The following is a 16650-nucleotide window of genomic DNA, read 5'->3' as shown; positions in this document are numbered from 1 at the left end:
TCAAAGTCTCGATGGAATGGTTGAACGGGGAGTGTCGCGCAGCGCCTGCCAGCGCGCGGCGCTCCAGGCTTGCGGAGAAAAATAGTAGCGGCGGCCTTCGCGCACCGCCATCATCGGTTCGTCGGTGGAAAAGCCGATCGCCGCGCCGCAGCGCGCACGCGTAAAGCCGCGCTGTTGCAGCAGGCGCGCGCGCAGGGCATGCTGCGCCTGGCCCATGCGAAAGGCCATCGGCACCACTTCGTCGGCGGCGATGTCGTGCAGCCAGTAATCGTCCAGGCACCACGACGCCAGCGCCGTGACCGACAGCGCGATGGACGGATCGAGGCGCGCGCGGATGGCGCCGATGGTGCGCGCCAGGAAAGGGCGCTGCGAGCGGCGCACCTCGAAGTCGAGCTGCACCACCTTGCGGTTGGCCTGGGCGGCCAGGCGCAGCAATTCGTCGGCCACGCGCCGGCTCTGGGCCTCGCTGAGCGCGGGCGGGCGGCGCCACGACATATCCACATGCAGCACCGGCACGCGCGGCGCGCCGGGTGCGAGCAGCAGGGCGCTGGCGCGCCGGTACACCTGGGTCTCGTCGCCCTGCAGCAGCACGGAGGACGCCACATAGGCCACGCCGATGTCCGGCGCCAGCCAGCGCAAGTCTTCCGGCCGCTCCCACGCCCATACCAGCTCGGCGGGCAGGGCGGCCAGCGCCGGATGGACCGGCCGCGCGCCGCCGGCGCCGCTGTCCATCCTGAGCGTCAGGGCGAAACAGGTAAGCAAAAACACGGTGAGCAAAAGCGCGGGAAGGCGGTGCATGATCGATCGGGGCGGCGTGAGGTGGGCGCTATCTTACTCCCTTACTCCGAGTGTCCGGCCTGCGTGCAAGGCGGCGGGAGACGGCCTGCGTGCAAGGTGACGGAAGACGCCCTGCGTTCGTCATCGAACGGAGCGCGGCGCGGCGCGCCGGCAAGCTGTGGGAACACGTGCGCTACCGCGCCATTCTGGAGAAAAACACCATGTCAGACAATCCGCTCGAACCGAATCCGCAAGACTACGACCGCATCAACGTCAATGTGGAGGCCGAACTCGCCTACTGGACCGAGCAGTTCGGCGTTCCGCGCGCGCGCCTGGCCGACGCCATCGAACAGGTCGGACCGCGCGTGGTCGACCTGCAGAAGTTCCTCGGCATTCCGGTTGTCGGTACTGACTGAGCGTCAGACGCGGCGCGCCGCCAGCAGCCCGGCGCCGGCGCCGGCGAGCAGCGCCGCGCAACGGCGGCAGGAAGGCGGCGTTCATCGTTTTCTTCTTTTCATTGCGGCTGATTGCCGGGTGCCGGTTCACGTGCTGCGGCGCCTTTTTTCTCGCCGTCGCAATACCAGTTTGGCTTGGTCTGTTGCAGGGTCATGGCAAAAGCGCGCAACTCTTTCGGGAACTCGAGACTGGAAACAACGTCGGTCCCGTTGTCGTACACGCCGCGCGCACCCTCACCCCGAAACGCATTGGAGAGAATGAGTTTCGATATCGCGCCGTTATCCTGGTGAAGATAGACACCGATGCGCGCGTTGAGCATCGTCGGCGGTTTATCCTGCACGAACCTGGCGCGATCGAGAATATCCATCAGCGTCGACAAGGTATCGGGCGTGGTCAGGATGTATTCGCACGAGATGGTAGGCAAGTCCTCTTCCTTTTGTGCGACGTTGAACGACCAGCCGGTCGGACCTATATAGAGCACGGCTTTTGTCAGGTGCGTGCGCAGTTCTTGCAATTGCGCGGCCACCGGCTGGCCTGGCGGCTTGCTTGTATGCGCGCATCCGGCGCATAGCGCGATGATCAGGGCCGGCCATGCGCGCATGCCGGAGACGTTCGCTGGAAACAAGCGTTGAAAAGGCAAAGCGAGGCGTATCTTCATGCGGTGCTGACTCCGGGTGGCGAAAGTGAATGTGCTTGGCATTGCATTCTACACAACACGCGTGATGAAGGCTGGCTCGGGGCCATGCCACCTGGCCGATACCTAAAAGGTATCACCGAAACGGTATTGGACCGTCGCGACGCGCGGCCCCACAGTTGCTCCATCAACCCCAACAAAGGAGAACACGATGGACAACGACCGCTACACGCGCGGCTGCGACAAGCTGCGGGAAATCGATGGTGAACAGGGTGAAAAAGTAATCGCCAGCCTGGCCGGCATCGCGCCCGATTTTGGCCGCCTGCTGATTGAATTCGGTTTCGGCGACATCTACTCGCGTCCCGGCCTGGACCTGCGCTCGCGCGAGATCGCCACCATTGCCGCCCTATGCGCGCTCGGCACGGCGGCGCCGCAACTGCGGGTGCACATCCACGGCGCACTCAATGTCGGCTGCACGCGCGAAGAGGTGGTCGAGGTGATGATGCAGATGGCCTTGTACGCCGGCTTCCCGGCGGCGCTCAACGGCCTGTTCGCGGCAAAAGAAGTCTTCGCCGTGCGCCATTCCTAGACGCCCTCGGCTGGTATCCGGCGGCTCCCCCTAGTGTTCCCCGCTGGTGTCAGGTCTGACATTCGGACACGGACTCAGCCACCGCTGGTGTCAGACCTGACACCGCCGTGGCTTACATCTGCTTGAACTGTTCGGCGTAATTGCGGCTGACGGTGAGCTGCTCGCGCCGTTCCTTGAGCTTGACCACGAGGCGCCCGCGGAAGTCGGTATGCGTGCCGGCCACCGATTTGGCGGCGACGATCACGCTGCGGTGAATCTGCCAGAAGCGCGCTTCGTCGAGTTGCTCGCGCAGTTTGCTCAGTGGCGTGCGGATCAGGCATTCGCCTTCCTGCAAAAACACGCTGGTGTACTTGTCGTTGCTCTGGAAGTAAATCACTTCGTCGATGGCGATCAGGCGCGTCTCGTCGCCATGCGCGGCGCGGATCCATTGCAGCGGCGCGGGCGCCGCTGCGGCGGTGGGGGCCGTGGGCGCGGCCAGTTGCTGCAGCAGCGCGCGCAAGGCGTCGGGCGCCACCGCCGGCGCCGGTGCGCGCAGCGCCAGTTTGAGCTTGGCGACGGTCTTGTCCAGGCGCTCGACCGTGGTCGGTTTGAGCAGGTAGTCGAGCGCCGCGTGCTCGAAGGCGTCCACCGCGTACTCGTGATGGGCGGTCACGAAAACGATGTGCGGCGCCTTGCCGTCGCTCGCCAGGCGCTGCGCCAGATCGAGGCCGTTCAGGCCGGGCATCTGGATGTCGAGGAAGACCACGTCGGGCGCCAGTTCGTCGATCAGGCGCAGCGCTTCAATGCCGTTGCCGGCCTTGCCCACGATGCGCAGCTGCGGCCAGGCCGTGGCCAGCTGCGTTTGCAGGTAGTCGAGCAGGTGCGGTTCGTCGTCCGCTATCAGGGCGCGTGGATGGTCGATGGCGGCGTCTCTTTCAGTGGCATCAGCAGGCGTACGGTTATCCCGCAGGGTTCATTTTCGAGCAATTGTACCTGAGCCGAAGCGCCATAGACACTGCGCAGGCGCGCGCGCAGGTTCGACAGTCCCACCCCGCCGCCCGGCTTGGGCGGGGAGTTGCCCAGTCCCGCGCCGGTGTCGCTCACTTCGATGCACAGCAGGCCATCGCGGCAGGTGGCGCGGATGAGGATGCGCCCGCCCTCGACCTTCGGCTCGAGCCCGTGCGCAACGGCGTTTTCGACCACCGGTTGCAGCAGCATGGGCGGCATGGCGATGTCGCGGCAGCCGTCCGCCTCGATCTGGTACGACAGGCGCGCGCCCATGCGCACCGCCAGTACGTCGAGGTAGGCGGCCACCAGGTCGAGTTCCGCACCCAGGGTGGCCTGGTCGGCGCGGCTGGCCGCCAGGCTGGCGCGCAGGTAGTCGATAAAGCGTTCGAGCATGTGGCGCGCCTGGGCGGGATGGGTCTCGATCATGCCGACCACGTTGGCCAGGGTGTTGTACAAAAAATGCGGTTCGATCTGGGCCTGCAGCGCGCGCAGGCGCGCTTCGGCCAGCAGTTGGGCGGCGCTGGCAATTTGTTCGCGCTGGCGCGCGGCCAGCGTTTCGGTGGCGATGCGGCGCTCGCCGCTGACCAGCACGACGACCATGATCAGCGCCGCGAACAGGGCGAACGGCAGCAGCGGCGCCAGGTCGGCGCCGCCGGTCAGGTAGCGCAGCGGATTGACGCCCCTGAGCAGGCCGTTGCCGATCACGATGCCGGCAACCACGCACAGGCCCACCGTGATCACGAAGTACAGCACGCGCGGCAGCCCGGCCAGCCGCGATGGCCAGCCGCGCAAGACATAGTCGCCGCCGCTCAGCACCGCGTGTATCAGGTAGCCGACCATGTTCGAGATCACCAGCGTCGGCCCGAAAAACGCCAGGAAGCCATGGAGCTCTCCCCTGAACAGCATGTTCGCCGCCGTCAGGAAGATGGCGATCATGCAGTTCCAGATGCCGGTATAGAGCACGTCGCGCCATGGCGAACAAGGCCAGCGCCGGAACAGCGGGATGGCGTCGAGCGGATGCGTGGACGTGTGCGCGGGAAGTTCGGTCGTGTTCATCAAGATGCCAGAAAATTGCCATGGAAGCAGTGCGGAGCGCGGTAGGGCAGGCGCGCCAGGGCCAGCGGACCGGCCTTGACGCGCGCGGCGTCGAACACGGTCATCACGGTTTGCCCGCGCTTGGTGTCCTGCGCCACGCCGACCAGGTAGCCGTCGGTTTCGGAGCGGGCGTTGGTGCGCGGGACTAGCACGTGTTCTTCCACCTGCCAGCCGGCGTCGAAACGGTAGCTGTCCGCCTTGCCGGTGTCGGTGCCGACCAGGTTGACGGTGTCGAGCACAATGTCCGCGTTGCGCGCCGAACTGCTTAACAGGGCAAGCTGGCGGTGGCGCGTCGATACGACCTGCGGCATCACGCGCGGGAACTCGCTGGCGCCGAACAGGCGCGCCATTGTCGCACGGCCGCTCGCGTAATCGAGCGTGACCTGAGCCGCGAAGCCGCGCGTGGGCGTGTTCTTCTGGCGTTCGCCTTGCATCACGAGGCCGACGTCGTGCAGCGCGTCACCCTCGTGCAGCACCACGTCGAAGCGGGTGGTGGCGCCGTCGTCAAACGCATTCCCGAAATGGAAAACCATATGCGGCGGCAGTTCGAACACCTGGCGCACTTCCATGCTCGCCTTGGACACCACCACCACGCGCATCGGGCGCGCCGCGGCGCCGCTGCCGGCCCAGTGATGCTGCTCGGCGAAGCTCTTGCCTTCGGCAGGCACCACGTCGTACGGCGGAACCAGGAAGATCAGGTGCCGGGCGCTGACCACGAAGTCGTGCACCATCGCCAGTTGCGGCACCTTGACCATGGCGGTCTTGAGCACCTGGCCGTCGGCGCCGATGCGGTACAGGGCCAGCCGTTCGCCGCCGGGGAGGGCGCCGAAATTCCACATGCCGCCATCCGGATCGATCTTGGGATGGGCCGAAAACGGCATCGACTTCATGTCCTCGTTCCAGGTCTTGATGCCGACCGTGGCCAGGGTGGCCGGATCGACCTCGGTGGCCGAGCCGCCTTCCCACAGGGCGTACACGCGGCCGTTAAACGGCAGCAGGTTGGTGTTGGCGGCGTTCATGGTGTCGTTGGTTTTCACGCCGCGCCGCCCGACCCAGGTGCCGAACGAGGGGTAGAGAAACTGGCCGGCGGCGTTTTCGTCGCCGAAGCGCTCGGTCTCGACGAATTTACCGATGTGGCTTACCTTGCCGTCGGCGATCTGCCAGCGCTGGGCGAAGCCGTCGCCGTCGAACCAGTGGTGATGGCGCTCGCCGCCCAGCTCGAAACGCCCCGGTCCATTGCGAAAGAACACGCCGTTCAGGTCTTGCGGGATGCGGCCCAAGATCCGCGCCGCGCCGGACTGCCGGCCCACGGTGTCGGCATACACCGCCAGGGTGGGGTCGAGCTTCCACGCCGCGTGAAAGCGCTGGTAGGTGGCGGCATCGGCCAGGGCGCTGCCGGGAACGAGGCCGAGCGCGGCCAGGCTGGCGGCGGAGGTGAGGAAGGTGCGGCGTTGCATGGCGTTCTCCGGCTTAGTTTTTCAGGCTGACGGTGGTGTTCAGGCCAGCCGCTGACAGGGTGAATCGGGCGTCGCCAAACTTGGGTGGGCCCATTTTACCGAGGGCGTTGTTACTGAATGCATAGTCCTCGGTCGGCATGCCCATCATGTTGGTGTCCATTTTGCCATTGCCGTTGGCATCGTGGAAGATGGCGTAGGCGTAGTCGCCCTCTGGCAGGTCCTTGACGATGACGGTGGTGCTGCCCTTGACGGCTTTTTCGCCGGTCGCGCCGACGGATTTTTTGAGGAAGGTGCCGGCCGAGTCGTACAGGGCGACTTGCAGGGTGCCGTCGCCGCTGCGTACGTCGTCGATGCGGATGGTGAGGGTGGCGGCGCTGGCCAGGGAGGCGGTCAGCAGGGCGCAAGCGCAGAAGGTGGTGGTGAGCAGGTGGCGCATGGTGTTCTCCGGTGGGTGTGTGGTTGCGATGAAGTGACTTTATCGACAACCCGGCCGGAGCGGAGAAGCTTGCGACGAAATGCGGGAAAACGGCGCGAAATGCAGTGGGACGGCGCGAAATGCGGCGCGCCGCCCCGCAAGGCGCGCCGCGTGATCTTTTCAGCGCAGGGTGTCGAGCGCGTATTCGGCCGAGCGCAAGGCGTCGCGCATGCGTTGCATGCCGCGGTCGATATCGCGCAATTCGTTGCGTATATCGCGCCGGCGCTCGTCGAACTCCTTGCGAATGCGCTTGCGCTCATCGTCCTTGTCGCTGGCCGCCAGTTGCTTCGATTCGTCCTTGTCGGCGTCGCGCAGGCGGCGCTGCAAACGCTCGCTGCGGCTGTCCAAGCCGCTGACCTGGCTGCGCAGGGCGTACACGGCGTAGCCGGCTTCATGGCGGCGACGAAATTCGAAGTCGAGCGGCGCCGGGCATACTCCGGCATACGCGCTGCCGTTCAGGCCAAGGGGCGCCGCGTTCTCGAGCCGGCAAAAGGTGTGCAGGCCGCGTTCCCGGCCCGCGACGTAGCTGGCCGAATCGACCGCAGTGCCGGCCTTGGAGCAGGACTTGGCGTGCTCGTTCAGCGTGGACATGGTCTTTCCGGCCAGGCCGTCGCGCATGCCGATGTCGCTCCAGTTGGCCGACTTGCACTCGTCGGGCGTCATCGTATCGCAGCCGGACATCAGCGTTGCCACCAACAGTGCAGCCACCGGTCCAATCAGCCTGTTTGCCATCATCGCCTCTCCAATTGTCATCTAAAAAGATGCTACCATGACAACGCGGGTGCGGGTGGTACATACCGGAAAAATCGGGCCTCTTGTGGCCGGAAACGCACGCGTGAGGCACCGGCGGCGCCGCTCCCTCTCAGTGCAGCCTGACCGAGGGCGAGAGCTTCTCGCGAATCCAGTCGGCCACCGTCTGCGCCGACATGCGCACCACGCCGTGCAGCGCCACCTGGTGCTTGCGGTACATCAGGCTATACAGTACCCGCGCCAGCGCGCCGCCGACCGCATATTTGCGTCCCGACGAGTGCGTGAGCACGCCCACCGCCGCCAGCGGCCCGAGCGACACCAGCGAGCCGTAGTCGCGGTAGGCAAACGGCGCGTTCGAGGGCGACGCCTGGCCCAGCACCTGCGCCAGGTACAAGGCTTGCTGGTGCGCCGCCTGCGCGCGCGGCGGCACCTTGCCGACGATCGGGCAGACCACATTGGCGCAGTCGCCGATCGCATACACGTTGGCATCGTCCAGCGCCTGCAGCGACGGCCCCACCGCGATCTGGCGCAGGCGATTGGTGCCCAGGCCCAGCGTGGCGCACAGCGCTGGCGCTTCCACGCCGGCGGCCCACAAGGTGATCGCCGACGGATAGATGCAGCCTTCGGTGTCGATGACCGCGCCGGCGTCGACCCGCGCCACGGCGGTATCGAGCATTACCTTGATGCCCAGCGCGCGCAGGTGGCGCGCGGCGCGCTTGGACAGGCGCGGGTGCAGGTGCGGCAGCAGCAGCGAGCCGCGCTCCAGGATGCGGATGCGTACATGCCGCACCGGGTCCATCGCATGCACGTTGTACCTGGCCAGCGCGCGTGCGCTGTGGCTCAATTCGGCCGCCAGTTCCACCCCGGTGGCGCCGCCGCCGACGATCACGATGTCGATGCCGGGGTTTGGCGCGCCGGCCGCCTGGCGCGCGCTGGCCTGGATGCAGCCGTCGACGAAGCGCTGGCGGAACGTTTCGGCCTGCGCCACGTCGTCCAGGGTCAGCACGTGCTGCTCGGCGCCGGGCACGCCGAAGAAGTTGGTCACCGATCCCAGTGCCAGCACCAGTTTGTCGTAGCCGATCAAGCGCGCCGGCAGCACTTCGGCGCCGTCGTCGGCGATCCACGGCGCCAGCGCCACCCGGCGCGCCTCGCGGTCCACGCCCAGCACTTCGCCGCGCGCGAATTCGAAGCCATGTTCGGCCGCCTGGGCGGCGTAATCGATCGCCATCACTTGCGGATCGTGCTTGCCCGAGGCGACCGTGTGCAGCAGGGGCTTCCAGAAATGGGTCGGCCAGCGGTCGACCAGCACGACGCGCGCGCGCCCGGTTTTCGCCGCGCTGTTGCCGAGCCGGGTCGCCAGCTCCAGTCCCCCGGCGCCGCCGCCGACGATGACGATGGTTTCCATAGTGTCTCCTCCTGTAGGTGTCGCGATGTGAAAGGGCGTTGACCAGCTGTCAATATAGAGCGATGCGACACAAAAGAAAAATCAGAGATTCACCCATATCCATAAGCTTCGACTAATACATATGCATGGACCGGTGCGCCGCCGGTATCGCCTGCCGTGGCCGAAAGTATCCTTTGACGCTACGTTTCAGACCGGTTTTCGGTACGCGGGAGGATTCGGTGGTGCTGCGCGGGAAACGTTGCGACACTCCGGCCCGTCGTTTCAACATTCCGAGCAAACGCCACCTAATTTCACTCTCAAGGACCATCACATGCCACGTTTATCCGCCGCCGCCATTGCCCTGCTCTGCGCTCTCGCACCCGCCGTTCACGCCCAAAAAATGGTGGCCGCAACCCCGGCTGGCGAGTCGACCATGACCGTGGGGCTGGGTGTCGCCGTGGTGCCCGAATACCTGGGCGGCGACAAGCGCCGCGCGGTGCCGGTGATCGTGGCCGACTATCAGCACGCCAGCGGCTTTTTCGCCAGCACCGTGAGCGGCATCGGTTACAACACCAAGGTTGGCCAGGTCTCCCTGAGCGGCGCCCTGGGCGTTGCCGGCAGCCGCGGCGAACGCGATCACGGGCTCTCCAGAGGCTCCGATGCGCTCAAGGGCATGGGCGAAATCAAGGCGTCGGCGATTGGCGCGTTCGGGGTCGGCTATGAGTTCGACGGCGGCATCGGCGTCGGCATGCGCGCCATGATGGCCTTGTCCCACCGCGAACGCGGCAATACGTATGAATTGGGTGCGCAGGCACCGTTGTTCAAGAACGACGCTTACCAACTGGGGATGTTCGCCTCGGCTACCTACAGCGACAAAAAGAACATGCAGGCGTTTTATGGCGTAACCGCGGCCCAGAGCCTGACGTCCGGCTACAAGAGCTACACCACCAAGGCCGGTTTCTCGCACGTGAACCTGGGACTGAACGCGCAGCGCAAGTTCGGCAAACATTGGTCGGTCAACTCGATGGTCGGCGTGGTCAGCCTGCTGGGCGACGCCGCCGACAGTCCGCTGGCCAAGCGCAAGACGTCGCCGCTGCTGGCGGTAACGGTGAACTACGCGTTCTGAACCCGGACCTGCCAACTGGTCTATCATGGCGTGGCCGCACAGGGTTTGTCGCGTCATTCACGAATCGATAGGGAATAGCTTATGTATCACGCCAGCTTTCGCCAGCTCCAGTCCCTGGTCCTCGTGGCCCGTCACGAGAGCGTGTCGAAGGCGGCGGAGGCCATGCACGTGACGCAGCCGGCGGTATCGCTGCAACTGCGCACGCTGGAAAACATCACCGGCGTCGCGCTCACGCGCAAGGACGGGCGCGGCATTCAACTGACGGCGGCCGGCGAGGTGATGGCGGACTTCGCCGAGCGTATCCTGCGCCTGTGGGAGCATGCGGGCGACGAACTGGCGGCGCTGCATGGCGTCACCAGCGGCACGCTGCGCATCGGCGCGGTCACCACGGCCGAACATTTGCTGCCGCCGCTGCTGGTGCCGTTCACGCTCGAGCGGCCCGACGTGCGCCTCAAGCTCCAGGTGGGCAACCGGGTCGAAATCGTCAACATGCTGGCGCGCCAGGAGATCGACGTGGCCATCATGGGCACGCCGCCGCGCGAACTGCGCACCAACGCGGCGCGCTTTGCGCGTCATCCGATGGGGTTCGTGGCCAGCGCCGCGCATCCCTTGATGAAGAAGCGCAAACTGACCCTGGCCGATGTGGTGGGCGCCAACCTGCTGGTGCGCGAACGCGGTTCGGGTACCCGCACCGCCGTCGAGCGCCTGTTCAAGGAGGGCGGGCACGCGCTCAATTTCGGTTCCGAAGTCTCGTCCAACGAGGCGATCAAGCGCATGGTGTCGGCCGGGCTGGGAGTGGGGTTCTTATCGGTGCACGCGTGCGCGCTCGAATTCAAGTCGGGCTTGCTGCGCATGCTGCCGCTCAAGGGCAATCCGGTCGACGCCGACTGGCAGGTGATGCACCTGGCCGGCCAGCCGATCCCGAAGGTGGCGGCGGCCTTCCAGGATTACGTGATCGAGCACGGGCAGGCGCTGGTCAGCAGCGAGCTGGAAGGGTTTTACCAGCGCAGCGCCGGCTAGCGGACGGCCTTTACAGGCCCGCTTCCGTGAGGACCTCCTCGATCCGCCGCAGCGCCTGCATCTGGTACGAGGCCTCGCCCGACGGATGGGCCTCGTCCAGCTTGTTCATCATGACGGCGTAGCTGACCCCCGACGGCAGTTGGCGCAGCACGGTTGCCACGCCGGGATCGGCGCCGCTGAAGCCGCCATTGTTTTTCGCGCCGGCCAGCGGCACGCCGTCCGGAATGCGGTAGTGGGCCGCGAACAGCGCCATCGCCCTGGCGGTGGTGATGGTCGAACCGGTCGCAAACCAGTTATCGGCGCGGATGGCGCCGTCGAGCGCCAGCACGGTGGTGCCGGGGACGAAGACGCTCGGCGCCGTCACCGTCGTGATGTAATCCGGTTCGCGCGGGTGACGGTCGCGCACCAAGGAGCGCATGCCCTCGAAGTCGGCCTTCGGCACACCGAGCGGCCCCATGATCTTGTCTTGAACATACGGTATGTAGCCCACCCCGGACGCCTTTTCGATGATACGGCCCAGTAGCAGATAGCCAAAATTCGAATACGCGATTCGTGTGCCGGGGGCGAAATCGAGCTGCCCGCGCAGGACGAAGCGGATGATGTCGTCCTGTTGCGGCGGCGCGCGCAAGCCGAGCGCCTGCCCGATGTCGAACTCGGACACCATCGGGTCGCCGCTGATGGCGGCATCCCAGCCGCCTTGATGTTCCAGCAGTTGGGCGACCGTGATCGAGGCCATCCGGCCATCGGGCGCGGCCGCCAGCAGCGCGGGCGCCAGCCAGCATGGCGCGTTGGTTCCGCTGCAAAATACATGGTCGGTGAGCGCCAGTGCGCCCTCGCGCGCCAGGGTCTGGATCGCCGCGGCGGTGACCGGCTTGACGATGCTGGCGGTGATGAACATGGCGTCGGCCGGCAGGGGAACCTGGCGGGCGCTGTCGCGGTGCCCGTAGCCACGCTCGGCCAGCATGACGCCATCCTTGGCGACGGCCACCGTCGCCGCGCTGATGCCGTTGGCGGCCATGAAGGGTTTCATGGCGGCGTCGATCTTGCCATTCAGGTCGGCGCTGCAGGCCAGCAGTTCGGGCACCGACGCGCCGGGATGCTGCGCGACGCAAGTGAGCGACTTGCCGGCGTTCGCGGCCGGATCGCCGGAGCCGCCGCCGCCACATCCGGCCAGCATGGCGAGCATGGCGACGCCCGACATCGACTGGGTTACTGCGGGTAGATACGATAACAAGGTCATGCGATTCCTTCTTCAGATCATCAGAAGGCGCCATTATTGCAACTGCAGTCTTTTCCAATTCTTAAGATTGGCGCACCTATAATACGCCATGCACATACTGATCATTGAAGACGATCTCGACCTCGGTCGAGCCCTGCAAAAGGCGCTCAAGCTGGAAGGCTTCAGCAGCGAGTGGCTGCGCCGCGCCGGTGACGCGCCGCGCACGTTCGAGGGCCTGCATTACGCCTGCATCCTGCTCGACCTGTCGCTGCCGGACGGCGACGGGCAAGCGCTGCTGACCCGCTGGCGCGGCGAGGGCGTCGCCATCCCCGTCATCATCATGACCGCGCGCGCCGCATTGGAAGAGCGCCTGGCGGGGCTCGACGGCGGCGCGGACGATTTCATCGTCAAGCCGTTCGCCACGGTGGAACTGGCCTCGCGCATGCGCGCCGTGCTGCGGCGTTATGCGCAGCAGTCCAGGCAAGTGTGGATCATCGGCGAGCTGGAAATCGAGCCGAAGGCGCATCTGGCGCGGCTGGCGGGAAGTCCCGTCGACTTGTCGCGCCGCGAATTCCAGCTGCTGCTCGAACTGGCGCGCGAAGCGGGCGTCGTGGTGTCGAAAAGCGCCTTGTCCGAGCGCCTCGAGCCGCTCGGTGAGCCGGTCAACTTCGGCGCGATCGATGTGCATGTCTTTAACCTGCGCGGCAAGATCGGCGGCCATCGGATTCGCACCGTGCGCGGCGTTGGTTACATGCTCGTCCCATGCTGAATTTTTTGCGCCCCACGCTGGTCAGGCGCGTGGTCCTGTCGTTGTTGATGGCGTTTGCGATCGCCTGGTTATTGTTGTTGGCGGTGATGTACGTCAGCGCCAACGACCAGGCAGCGGAAGACAAGGGTGTCGAGGATGTGGGGCGGGGACTGGTCGCATCGCTGGCACGGCTCGACAATGCGGGAGAGGCGCGCGCCGTCGCCGCCGCCACCTCGGAACAAATCGACCTGCTTTACCGCGCCAACGACATTCCCGTCGTGATGTTGGTCGAGCTGACCGACCGGGATGGCACGCGCCTGTACCTGTCGCCCGCAGCCGGTTCCGCGCGCCTCGCCGGCGACCCGCGCTCGCTGACCACGGCCTTGGTCAATGGCCGCACGTTCCGGGTGTTCAAGGGCGGGGCCGGGCGCTGGTCGGTGGCGCTTGCCGTGTCGCGGGTGGACGATACCTTTTTGCTGCTGACGCTCGGGCGCGACCTGGTCGTTTACCTGCTCATTGCGTTTCCGTGCTTCCTGCTGCCGGTCTGGATCGCGGTGTCGCGCGGCATGCGCCCGCTGCGGCAACTGAGTGAACTGATTGCCGCGCGCGGCACCGACGACATGTCGCCCACCGGCGTCGATCCGGCGTACGTGGAACTCAAGCCGCTGGTGGGCGCGCTGGACCGTTTCCTTGCGCAGCTGCGCGAGAAGATCGCGCGCGAACATGGTTTTGTGCAGGACGCCGCGCATGAACTGCGCACGCCGATGGCGGTCATTTCCGCCCAAGCCCACGTGCTGGCCTTCGAGCCCGAACCCGAGGGGCGGCGCGAGGCGCAGCGCCATCTCGATCATGCAATCGCGCGCGCATCGCACCTGATTGGGCAGTTGTTGGCGCTTGCGCGGGTGGACAACGCGCGCCTGGGCGAGGCCGCCACCATCGACGTGGCCCATCTGGTGCGGCATCACCTGGCGCGGGCGGCGCAGGCGGCGATGGACAAGGACATCGAACTTGCCCTGGAAGCGCCCGAGCGCTTGCCGTTCACACTGGAAGTGCCGGCGTTTCAATCGATCCTGGACAACCTGCTCGATAACGCGCTGCGCTATGCGGGTGCGGGCGCGAATGTGGTGGTCGGACTGGATCAGGAAGACGGCTGCCTGACGCTCGCCGTGGCCGATGATGGGCCGGGGATCGCGCAGGCCGACCTGGCGCATGTTTTCGAGCGCTTTTACCGCGCCAGGTCGCAGGATACGACCGGCTCGGGCCTCGGCCTGGCGATTGTCAGGCAGGCCGCCTTGCGCATGAACGGCACGGTCGCACTCGAGCCGGGACTGGGTGGGCGCGGTTGCCGCTTTGTCGTGCGGATCGCGGCGCCGCGCTGAGGGGCGCGTGGCGGCCGGCGGTTGGCGCACTGTGCCGTCGTTCGCAGAGTTTGGTAAAGGATTTGACGTGAGCAATTTGCGTCACATGCGCGGCTTTTGCCTGGTATTTCCAATTCACGACGCAGTGCGTCGCGAATTGAGTTGGACCCACTATCGCACATTGTTGTGGGTAGACAGCGAAGCGGAGCGCGCGAATTCCTGCGCGATCCGGTCTTGCTGGAGTTTCTCGGGCTACCCGCAAGCGCAATCGTGTTGGAGAGGGCCTCCCCGATCATGCATGTTCGGCCCTCACAGGCCGCCCTGACCGTCGCGGGTGGCAAGCACGCGGTCGATCAGGCCATATTGCGCGCCCTGGTCGGCCGACATGTAATTGTCGCGGTCCGAATCCTTCTCGATTTGCGCCAGCGTTTGCCCTGTGCGTTCGGCATAGATCGTGTTGAGGCGGTGGCGCAGATACAGCACTTCGCGCGCCTGGATCTCGATGTCGGCGGCCACGCCTTGCGAACCGCCATGGGGCTGGTGCATCATCAGGCGCGCATTCGGCAGGGCGTAGCGCTTGCCGATCGCGCCGGCCGCCAGCAGGAACGAGCCCATGCTGGCGGCAAAGCCCGTGCACAGCGTCGACACGTCCGGTTTGATGAACTGCATGGTGTCGTAGACCGCCATGCCGGCATACACCGAGCCGCCCGGCGAATTGATGTAGAGCGAAATATCCTTGTCGGGATTGTCCGATTCGAGGAACAACAATTGGGCGACGATCAGGTTGGCCGATTGCTCGGTCACTTCGCCCACCAAAAAGATCACGCGTTCTTTCAGCAGGCGCGAGTAAATGTCGAAGGCGCGCTCGCCGCGCCCTGTTTGTTCTATGACGGTGGGCACCAGGCCGAGCGCTTGTGGAAAAGTGGAAGTCATCATGGTCCTTTTGCGGTAGAGTCGAATCACGGAGTAGTTTGAACCCGCTTGACGCCTGCGGACCGGCGCGCTGTGACAGCAAAGATATATATTGTTGGCGTGTCACATCCGGCCTGTGCCGGGCGTCAAGTGGCGCCAACGCCCATAAAGGAGATTCCGATGACGCACCCGACCGATACCGACGGCGCCCTGTTCGAACAGCTGCGACCGCGCCTGAAAGCGATCAGTTGCCGCATCGTCGGCAGCGAGGCGGAAGCCGAAGACATCGTGCAAGACTGTTTTTTCAAGTGGCACGGCGCCGAACAGGCGGCGCTGGCGACCCCGGCGGCCTGGCTGACCACGGTCGTGCAGCGCCAGTCGATCGACCGCCTGCGCAAGCGCGCCCGCGACGCGGCGGCGGCGCACAGCGCCATGGAACTGGCGCCCGCCGTCGCTTGCGCGCCGCCCGAAGATGGCTTGCTGCGGCGCGCCGAACTGGGCGAGGCGCTGGCTCGCCTGCTGGCCCGCCTGTCGCCATCCGAGCGCCTGGCCCTGGTCCTGCATGAGGTTTTCGAGTGCGGGCATGCCGACATCGCCGCCGCGCTCGGGACCACGACCGTGAACGCGCGCCAGTACCTGGCCCGTGCCAGGCGGCGGCTGCGCGAGGATGAGGGGGAAGCGCCGGCCAGCGAAAAACTCTGCCGCGAGCTGATCCGCCGCTTCCAGGCCGCGATCAACGGCATCGACGTGCCGGCGATGGTGTCCTTGCTCGGTGATGAGCAGCCCGTTTCGGTGCACGAAGCGCCCCGCTTGCGGATACCCGCGGGTGCCTGCGCCAACGATGCCTTGTACTGGTGCGTGGTGGCGGCCTAGAAGCTGGGGGCGTGCTACAGTAGATTGACGTCGACACGTGGATAGCCAAATGAAGACGACTAAAATTTTTCAAAATTGAAATTTGCAGGCGGTCCGAATCCCAGCTGAATTTGCCTATGAGCACCTCGACATTGAGCTGGAGATTGAACGTGTCGGCGACGAACTCCGCATCCGTCCCGCGCGCCGACCGCTTGCTGGTGTACTGACCAAGTTCGCCAGATTTGGATCCGATTTCATGGCTGACGGACGCGGCGACCAGGTGCAGGAAGACCGGGAGGCACTGTAATTGATGAAACAGCAACCTGAGCAGGTGGCCAGGCGGTTTGCGCCATGCTATGTTGGTGACGTGGTCATTTCAGCTGTTACATTCGCCGGCTTACGTACTCATCGTTCAGCAGATCGTCTAGCACTTCGAGAATATCTTGCTCCAAGCCTCCCAGATATTGTTCGATCGATTGACCTGTGTCGACTTCAACACTGACTATCTTTGCCTCCGTCAGCGTCAAGCCATAGACTTTTCTCAACATCCGTATGGCAGCAAACAGGTCTGATCCATCCGATCTTATCGCTGCATACGCCTGCGCAGCGCCAACTCCCTCTGCATGCATCATGGCGTATTTTTCGCAAGGACCGCTTGTCACGAGATCCTCGCTGCGAGGAAGAGGAAGGACTGTCATGGGTGTGTGCTTCGGTGTGGAAGTTGCCGGTCGATTGGGAACGCGTTGAGCGGCGTAGCTGCACCGCCGGTAATTGGTCGCGCGTCGGATGCTCGGTCACAAGGATCGTGCCG

At 65.5% G+C, this 16650-nt stretch carries 20 protein-coding genes and 1 pseudogene; 10 read left to right on the top strand and 11 right to left on the bottom strand.

The features are described 5' to 3' along the window. Positions 1-798, bottom strand: a complete 798-nt coding sequence (locus tag F0185_RS11700; protein WP_167224531.1) for a hypothetical protein — start codon at positions 796-798, stop codon at positions 1-3. A gap of 89 nt (positions 799-887) precedes the next feature. On the opposite strand from F0185_RS11700, the gene F0185_RS35435 reads away from it, so the two are divergent. After that, positions 888-1193 (top strand): DUF3606 domain-containing protein, encoded by a 306-nt coding sequence (locus F0185_RS35435; RefSeq protein ID WP_370664002.1) that lies wholly within the window; start codon positions 888-890, stop codon positions 1191-1193. 98 nt (positions 1194-1291) lie between these two features. Here F0185_RS35435 and F0185_RS11690 read toward each other — a convergent pair whose 3' ends face one another. Then, a complete protein-coding gene (locus F0185_RS11690) occupies positions 1292-1759 on the bottom strand; it encodes a hypothetical protein (protein ID WP_167224529.1) in 468 nt (155 codons plus the stop codon). 319 nt (positions 1760-2078) lie between these two features. Between F0185_RS11690 and F0185_RS11685 the strand changes: the two genes are divergently transcribed. Further along, positions 2079-2456, top strand: coding sequence for a carboxymuconolactone decarboxylase family protein (locus tag F0185_RS11685; RefSeq protein WP_167224527.1), 378 nt, complete (start codon positions 2079-2081; stop codon positions 2454-2456). 112 nt (positions 2457-2568) lie between these two features. Here F0185_RS11685 and F0185_RS11680 read toward each other — a convergent pair whose 3' ends face one another. The 6 genes from F0185_RS11680 to F0185_RS11655 form a co-directional block, all read right to left on the bottom strand. After that, entirely contained in the window at positions 2569-3315 is a 747-nt protein-coding gene (locus tag F0185_RS11680) for a LytR/AlgR family response regulator transcription factor (RefSeq protein WP_229476949.1), read from the bottom strand. Between the two features lie 20 nt (positions 3316-3335). Continuing rightward, the gene (locus tag F0185_RS11675; RefSeq protein ID WP_167224525.1) at positions 3336-4499 is read right to left on the bottom strand and encodes a sensor histidine kinase; all 1164 of its coding nucleotides are present in this window, start codon (positions 4497-4499) and stop codon (positions 3336-3338) included. Then, entirely contained in the window at positions 4499-5995 is a 1497-nt protein-coding gene (locus F0185_RS11670) for a carotenoid oxygenase family protein (RefSeq protein ID WP_167224523.1), read from the bottom strand. Before F0185_RS11670 ends, F0185_RS11675 begins: the two co-directional genes overlap by 1 nt. 13 nt (positions 5996-6008) lie before the next feature. Further along, the gene (locus F0185_RS11665; protein WP_167224521.1) at positions 6009-6431 is read right to left on the bottom strand and encodes a DUF2141 domain-containing protein; all 423 of its coding nucleotides are present in this window, start codon (positions 6429-6431) and stop codon (positions 6009-6011) included. Positions 6432-6590: 159 nt separating this feature from the next. After that, complete coding sequence (locus F0185_RS11660) at positions 6591-7205, bottom strand: DUF2799 domain-containing protein (RefSeq protein ID WP_167224519.1); 615 nt, start codon at positions 7203-7205, stop codon at positions 6591-6593. Between the two features lie 127 nt (positions 7206-7332). Continuing rightward, on the bottom strand, positions 7333-8625 hold the full coding sequence (locus tag F0185_RS11655; protein WP_167224517.1) for an NAD(P)/FAD-dependent oxidoreductase: 1293 nt from the start codon (positions 8623-8625) through the stop codon (positions 7333-7335). 310 nt (positions 8626-8935) lie between these two features. Between F0185_RS11655 and F0185_RS11650 the strand changes: the two genes are divergently transcribed. After that, positions 8936-9730, top strand: coding sequence for a MipA/OmpV family protein (locus F0185_RS11650; protein WP_167224515.1), 795 nt, complete (start codon positions 8936-8938; stop codon positions 9728-9730). A gap of 81 nt (positions 9731-9811) precedes the next feature. Beyond that, entirely contained in the window at positions 9812-10750 is a 939-nt protein-coding gene (locus tag F0185_RS11645; RefSeq protein WP_166885979.1) for a LysR family transcriptional regulator, read from the top strand. A gap of 10 nt (positions 10751-10760) precedes the next feature. On the opposite strand, the gene F0185_RS11640 is transcribed toward F0185_RS11645, so the two are convergent. Then, positions 10761-11990, bottom strand: coding sequence for a serine hydrolase domain-containing protein (locus F0185_RS11640; protein ID WP_167224513.1), 1230 nt, complete (start codon positions 11988-11990; stop codon positions 10761-10763). An 88-nt stretch (positions 11991-12078) separates the two neighbouring features. On the opposite strand from F0185_RS11640, the gene F0185_RS11635 reads away from it, so the two are divergent. The 3 genes from F0185_RS11635 to F0185_RS11625 all read left to right on the top strand — a co-directional run bounded on the left by F0185_RS11635 (position 12079) and on the right by F0185_RS11625 (position 14400). Next, a complete protein-coding gene (locus F0185_RS11635) occupies positions 12079-12738 on the top strand; it encodes a response regulator (RefSeq protein WP_167224511.1) in 660 nt (219 codons plus the stop codon). After that, the gene (locus F0185_RS11630) at positions 12732-14096 is read left to right on the top strand and encodes a sensor histidine kinase (RefSeq protein WP_167224509.1); all 1365 of its coding nucleotides are present in this window, start codon (positions 12732-12734) and stop codon (positions 14094-14096) included. The genes F0185_RS11635 and F0185_RS11630 overlap by 7 nt, the downstream gene beginning before the upstream one ends. A gap of 85 nt (positions 14097-14181) precedes the next feature. Next, complete coding sequence (locus tag F0185_RS11625) at positions 14182-14400, top strand: DUF1016 N-terminal domain-containing protein (RefSeq protein ID WP_167224719.1); 219 nt, start codon at positions 14182-14184, stop codon at positions 14398-14400. Here F0185_RS11625 and clpP read toward each other — a convergent pair. After that, complete coding sequence (gene clpP / locus F0185_RS11620; protein ID WP_167224716.1) at positions 14385-15008, bottom strand: ATP-dependent Clp endopeptidase proteolytic subunit ClpP; 624 nt, start codon at positions 15006-15008, stop codon at positions 14385-14387. The two genes, F0185_RS11625 and clpP, sit on opposite strands and share 16 nt — an antisense overlap. Before the next feature lie 159 nt (positions 15009-15167). On the opposite strand from clpP, the gene F0185_RS11615 reads away from it, so the two are divergent. The 3 genes and pseudogenes from F0185_RS11615 to F0185_RS34775 all read left to right on the top strand — a co-directional run. Further along, a complete protein-coding gene (locus F0185_RS11615) occupies positions 15168-15860 on the top strand; it encodes a sigma-70 family RNA polymerase sigma factor (protein ID WP_167224507.1) in 693 nt (230 codons plus the stop codon). Positions 15861-15942: 82 nt separating this feature from the next. Next, positions 15943-16146 carry an antitoxin gene (locus F0185_RS34780; protein ID WP_229476938.1) on the top strand — a complete coding sequence of 68 codons (204 nt, stop codon included), beginning with the start codon at positions 15943-15945 and terminating at the stop codon, positions 16144-16146. Between the two features lie 3 nt (positions 16147-16149). After that, positions 16150-16239, top strand: a pseudogene (locus tag F0185_RS34775) (VapC toxin family PIN domain ribonuclease); the annotation flags it as partial. On the opposite strand, the gene F0185_RS11610 reads toward F0185_RS34775, so the two are convergent. Next, complete coding sequence (locus F0185_RS11610) at positions 16223-16537, bottom strand: hypothetical protein (RefSeq protein WP_167224505.1); 315 nt, start codon at positions 16535-16537, stop codon at positions 16223-16225. The pseudogene F0185_RS34775 and the gene F0185_RS11610 overlap by 17 nt on opposite strands. Positions 16538-16650: the final 113 nt, after the last annotated feature.

It is taken from the genome of Massilia rubra, assembly GCF_011682065.1.
Taxonomy (GTDB): Bacteria; Pseudomonadota; Gammaproteobacteria; order Burkholderiales; family Burkholderiaceae_D; genus Telluria_A; species Telluria_A rubra.
This window is presented reverse-complemented; position numbering and strand designations above follow the sequence as displayed.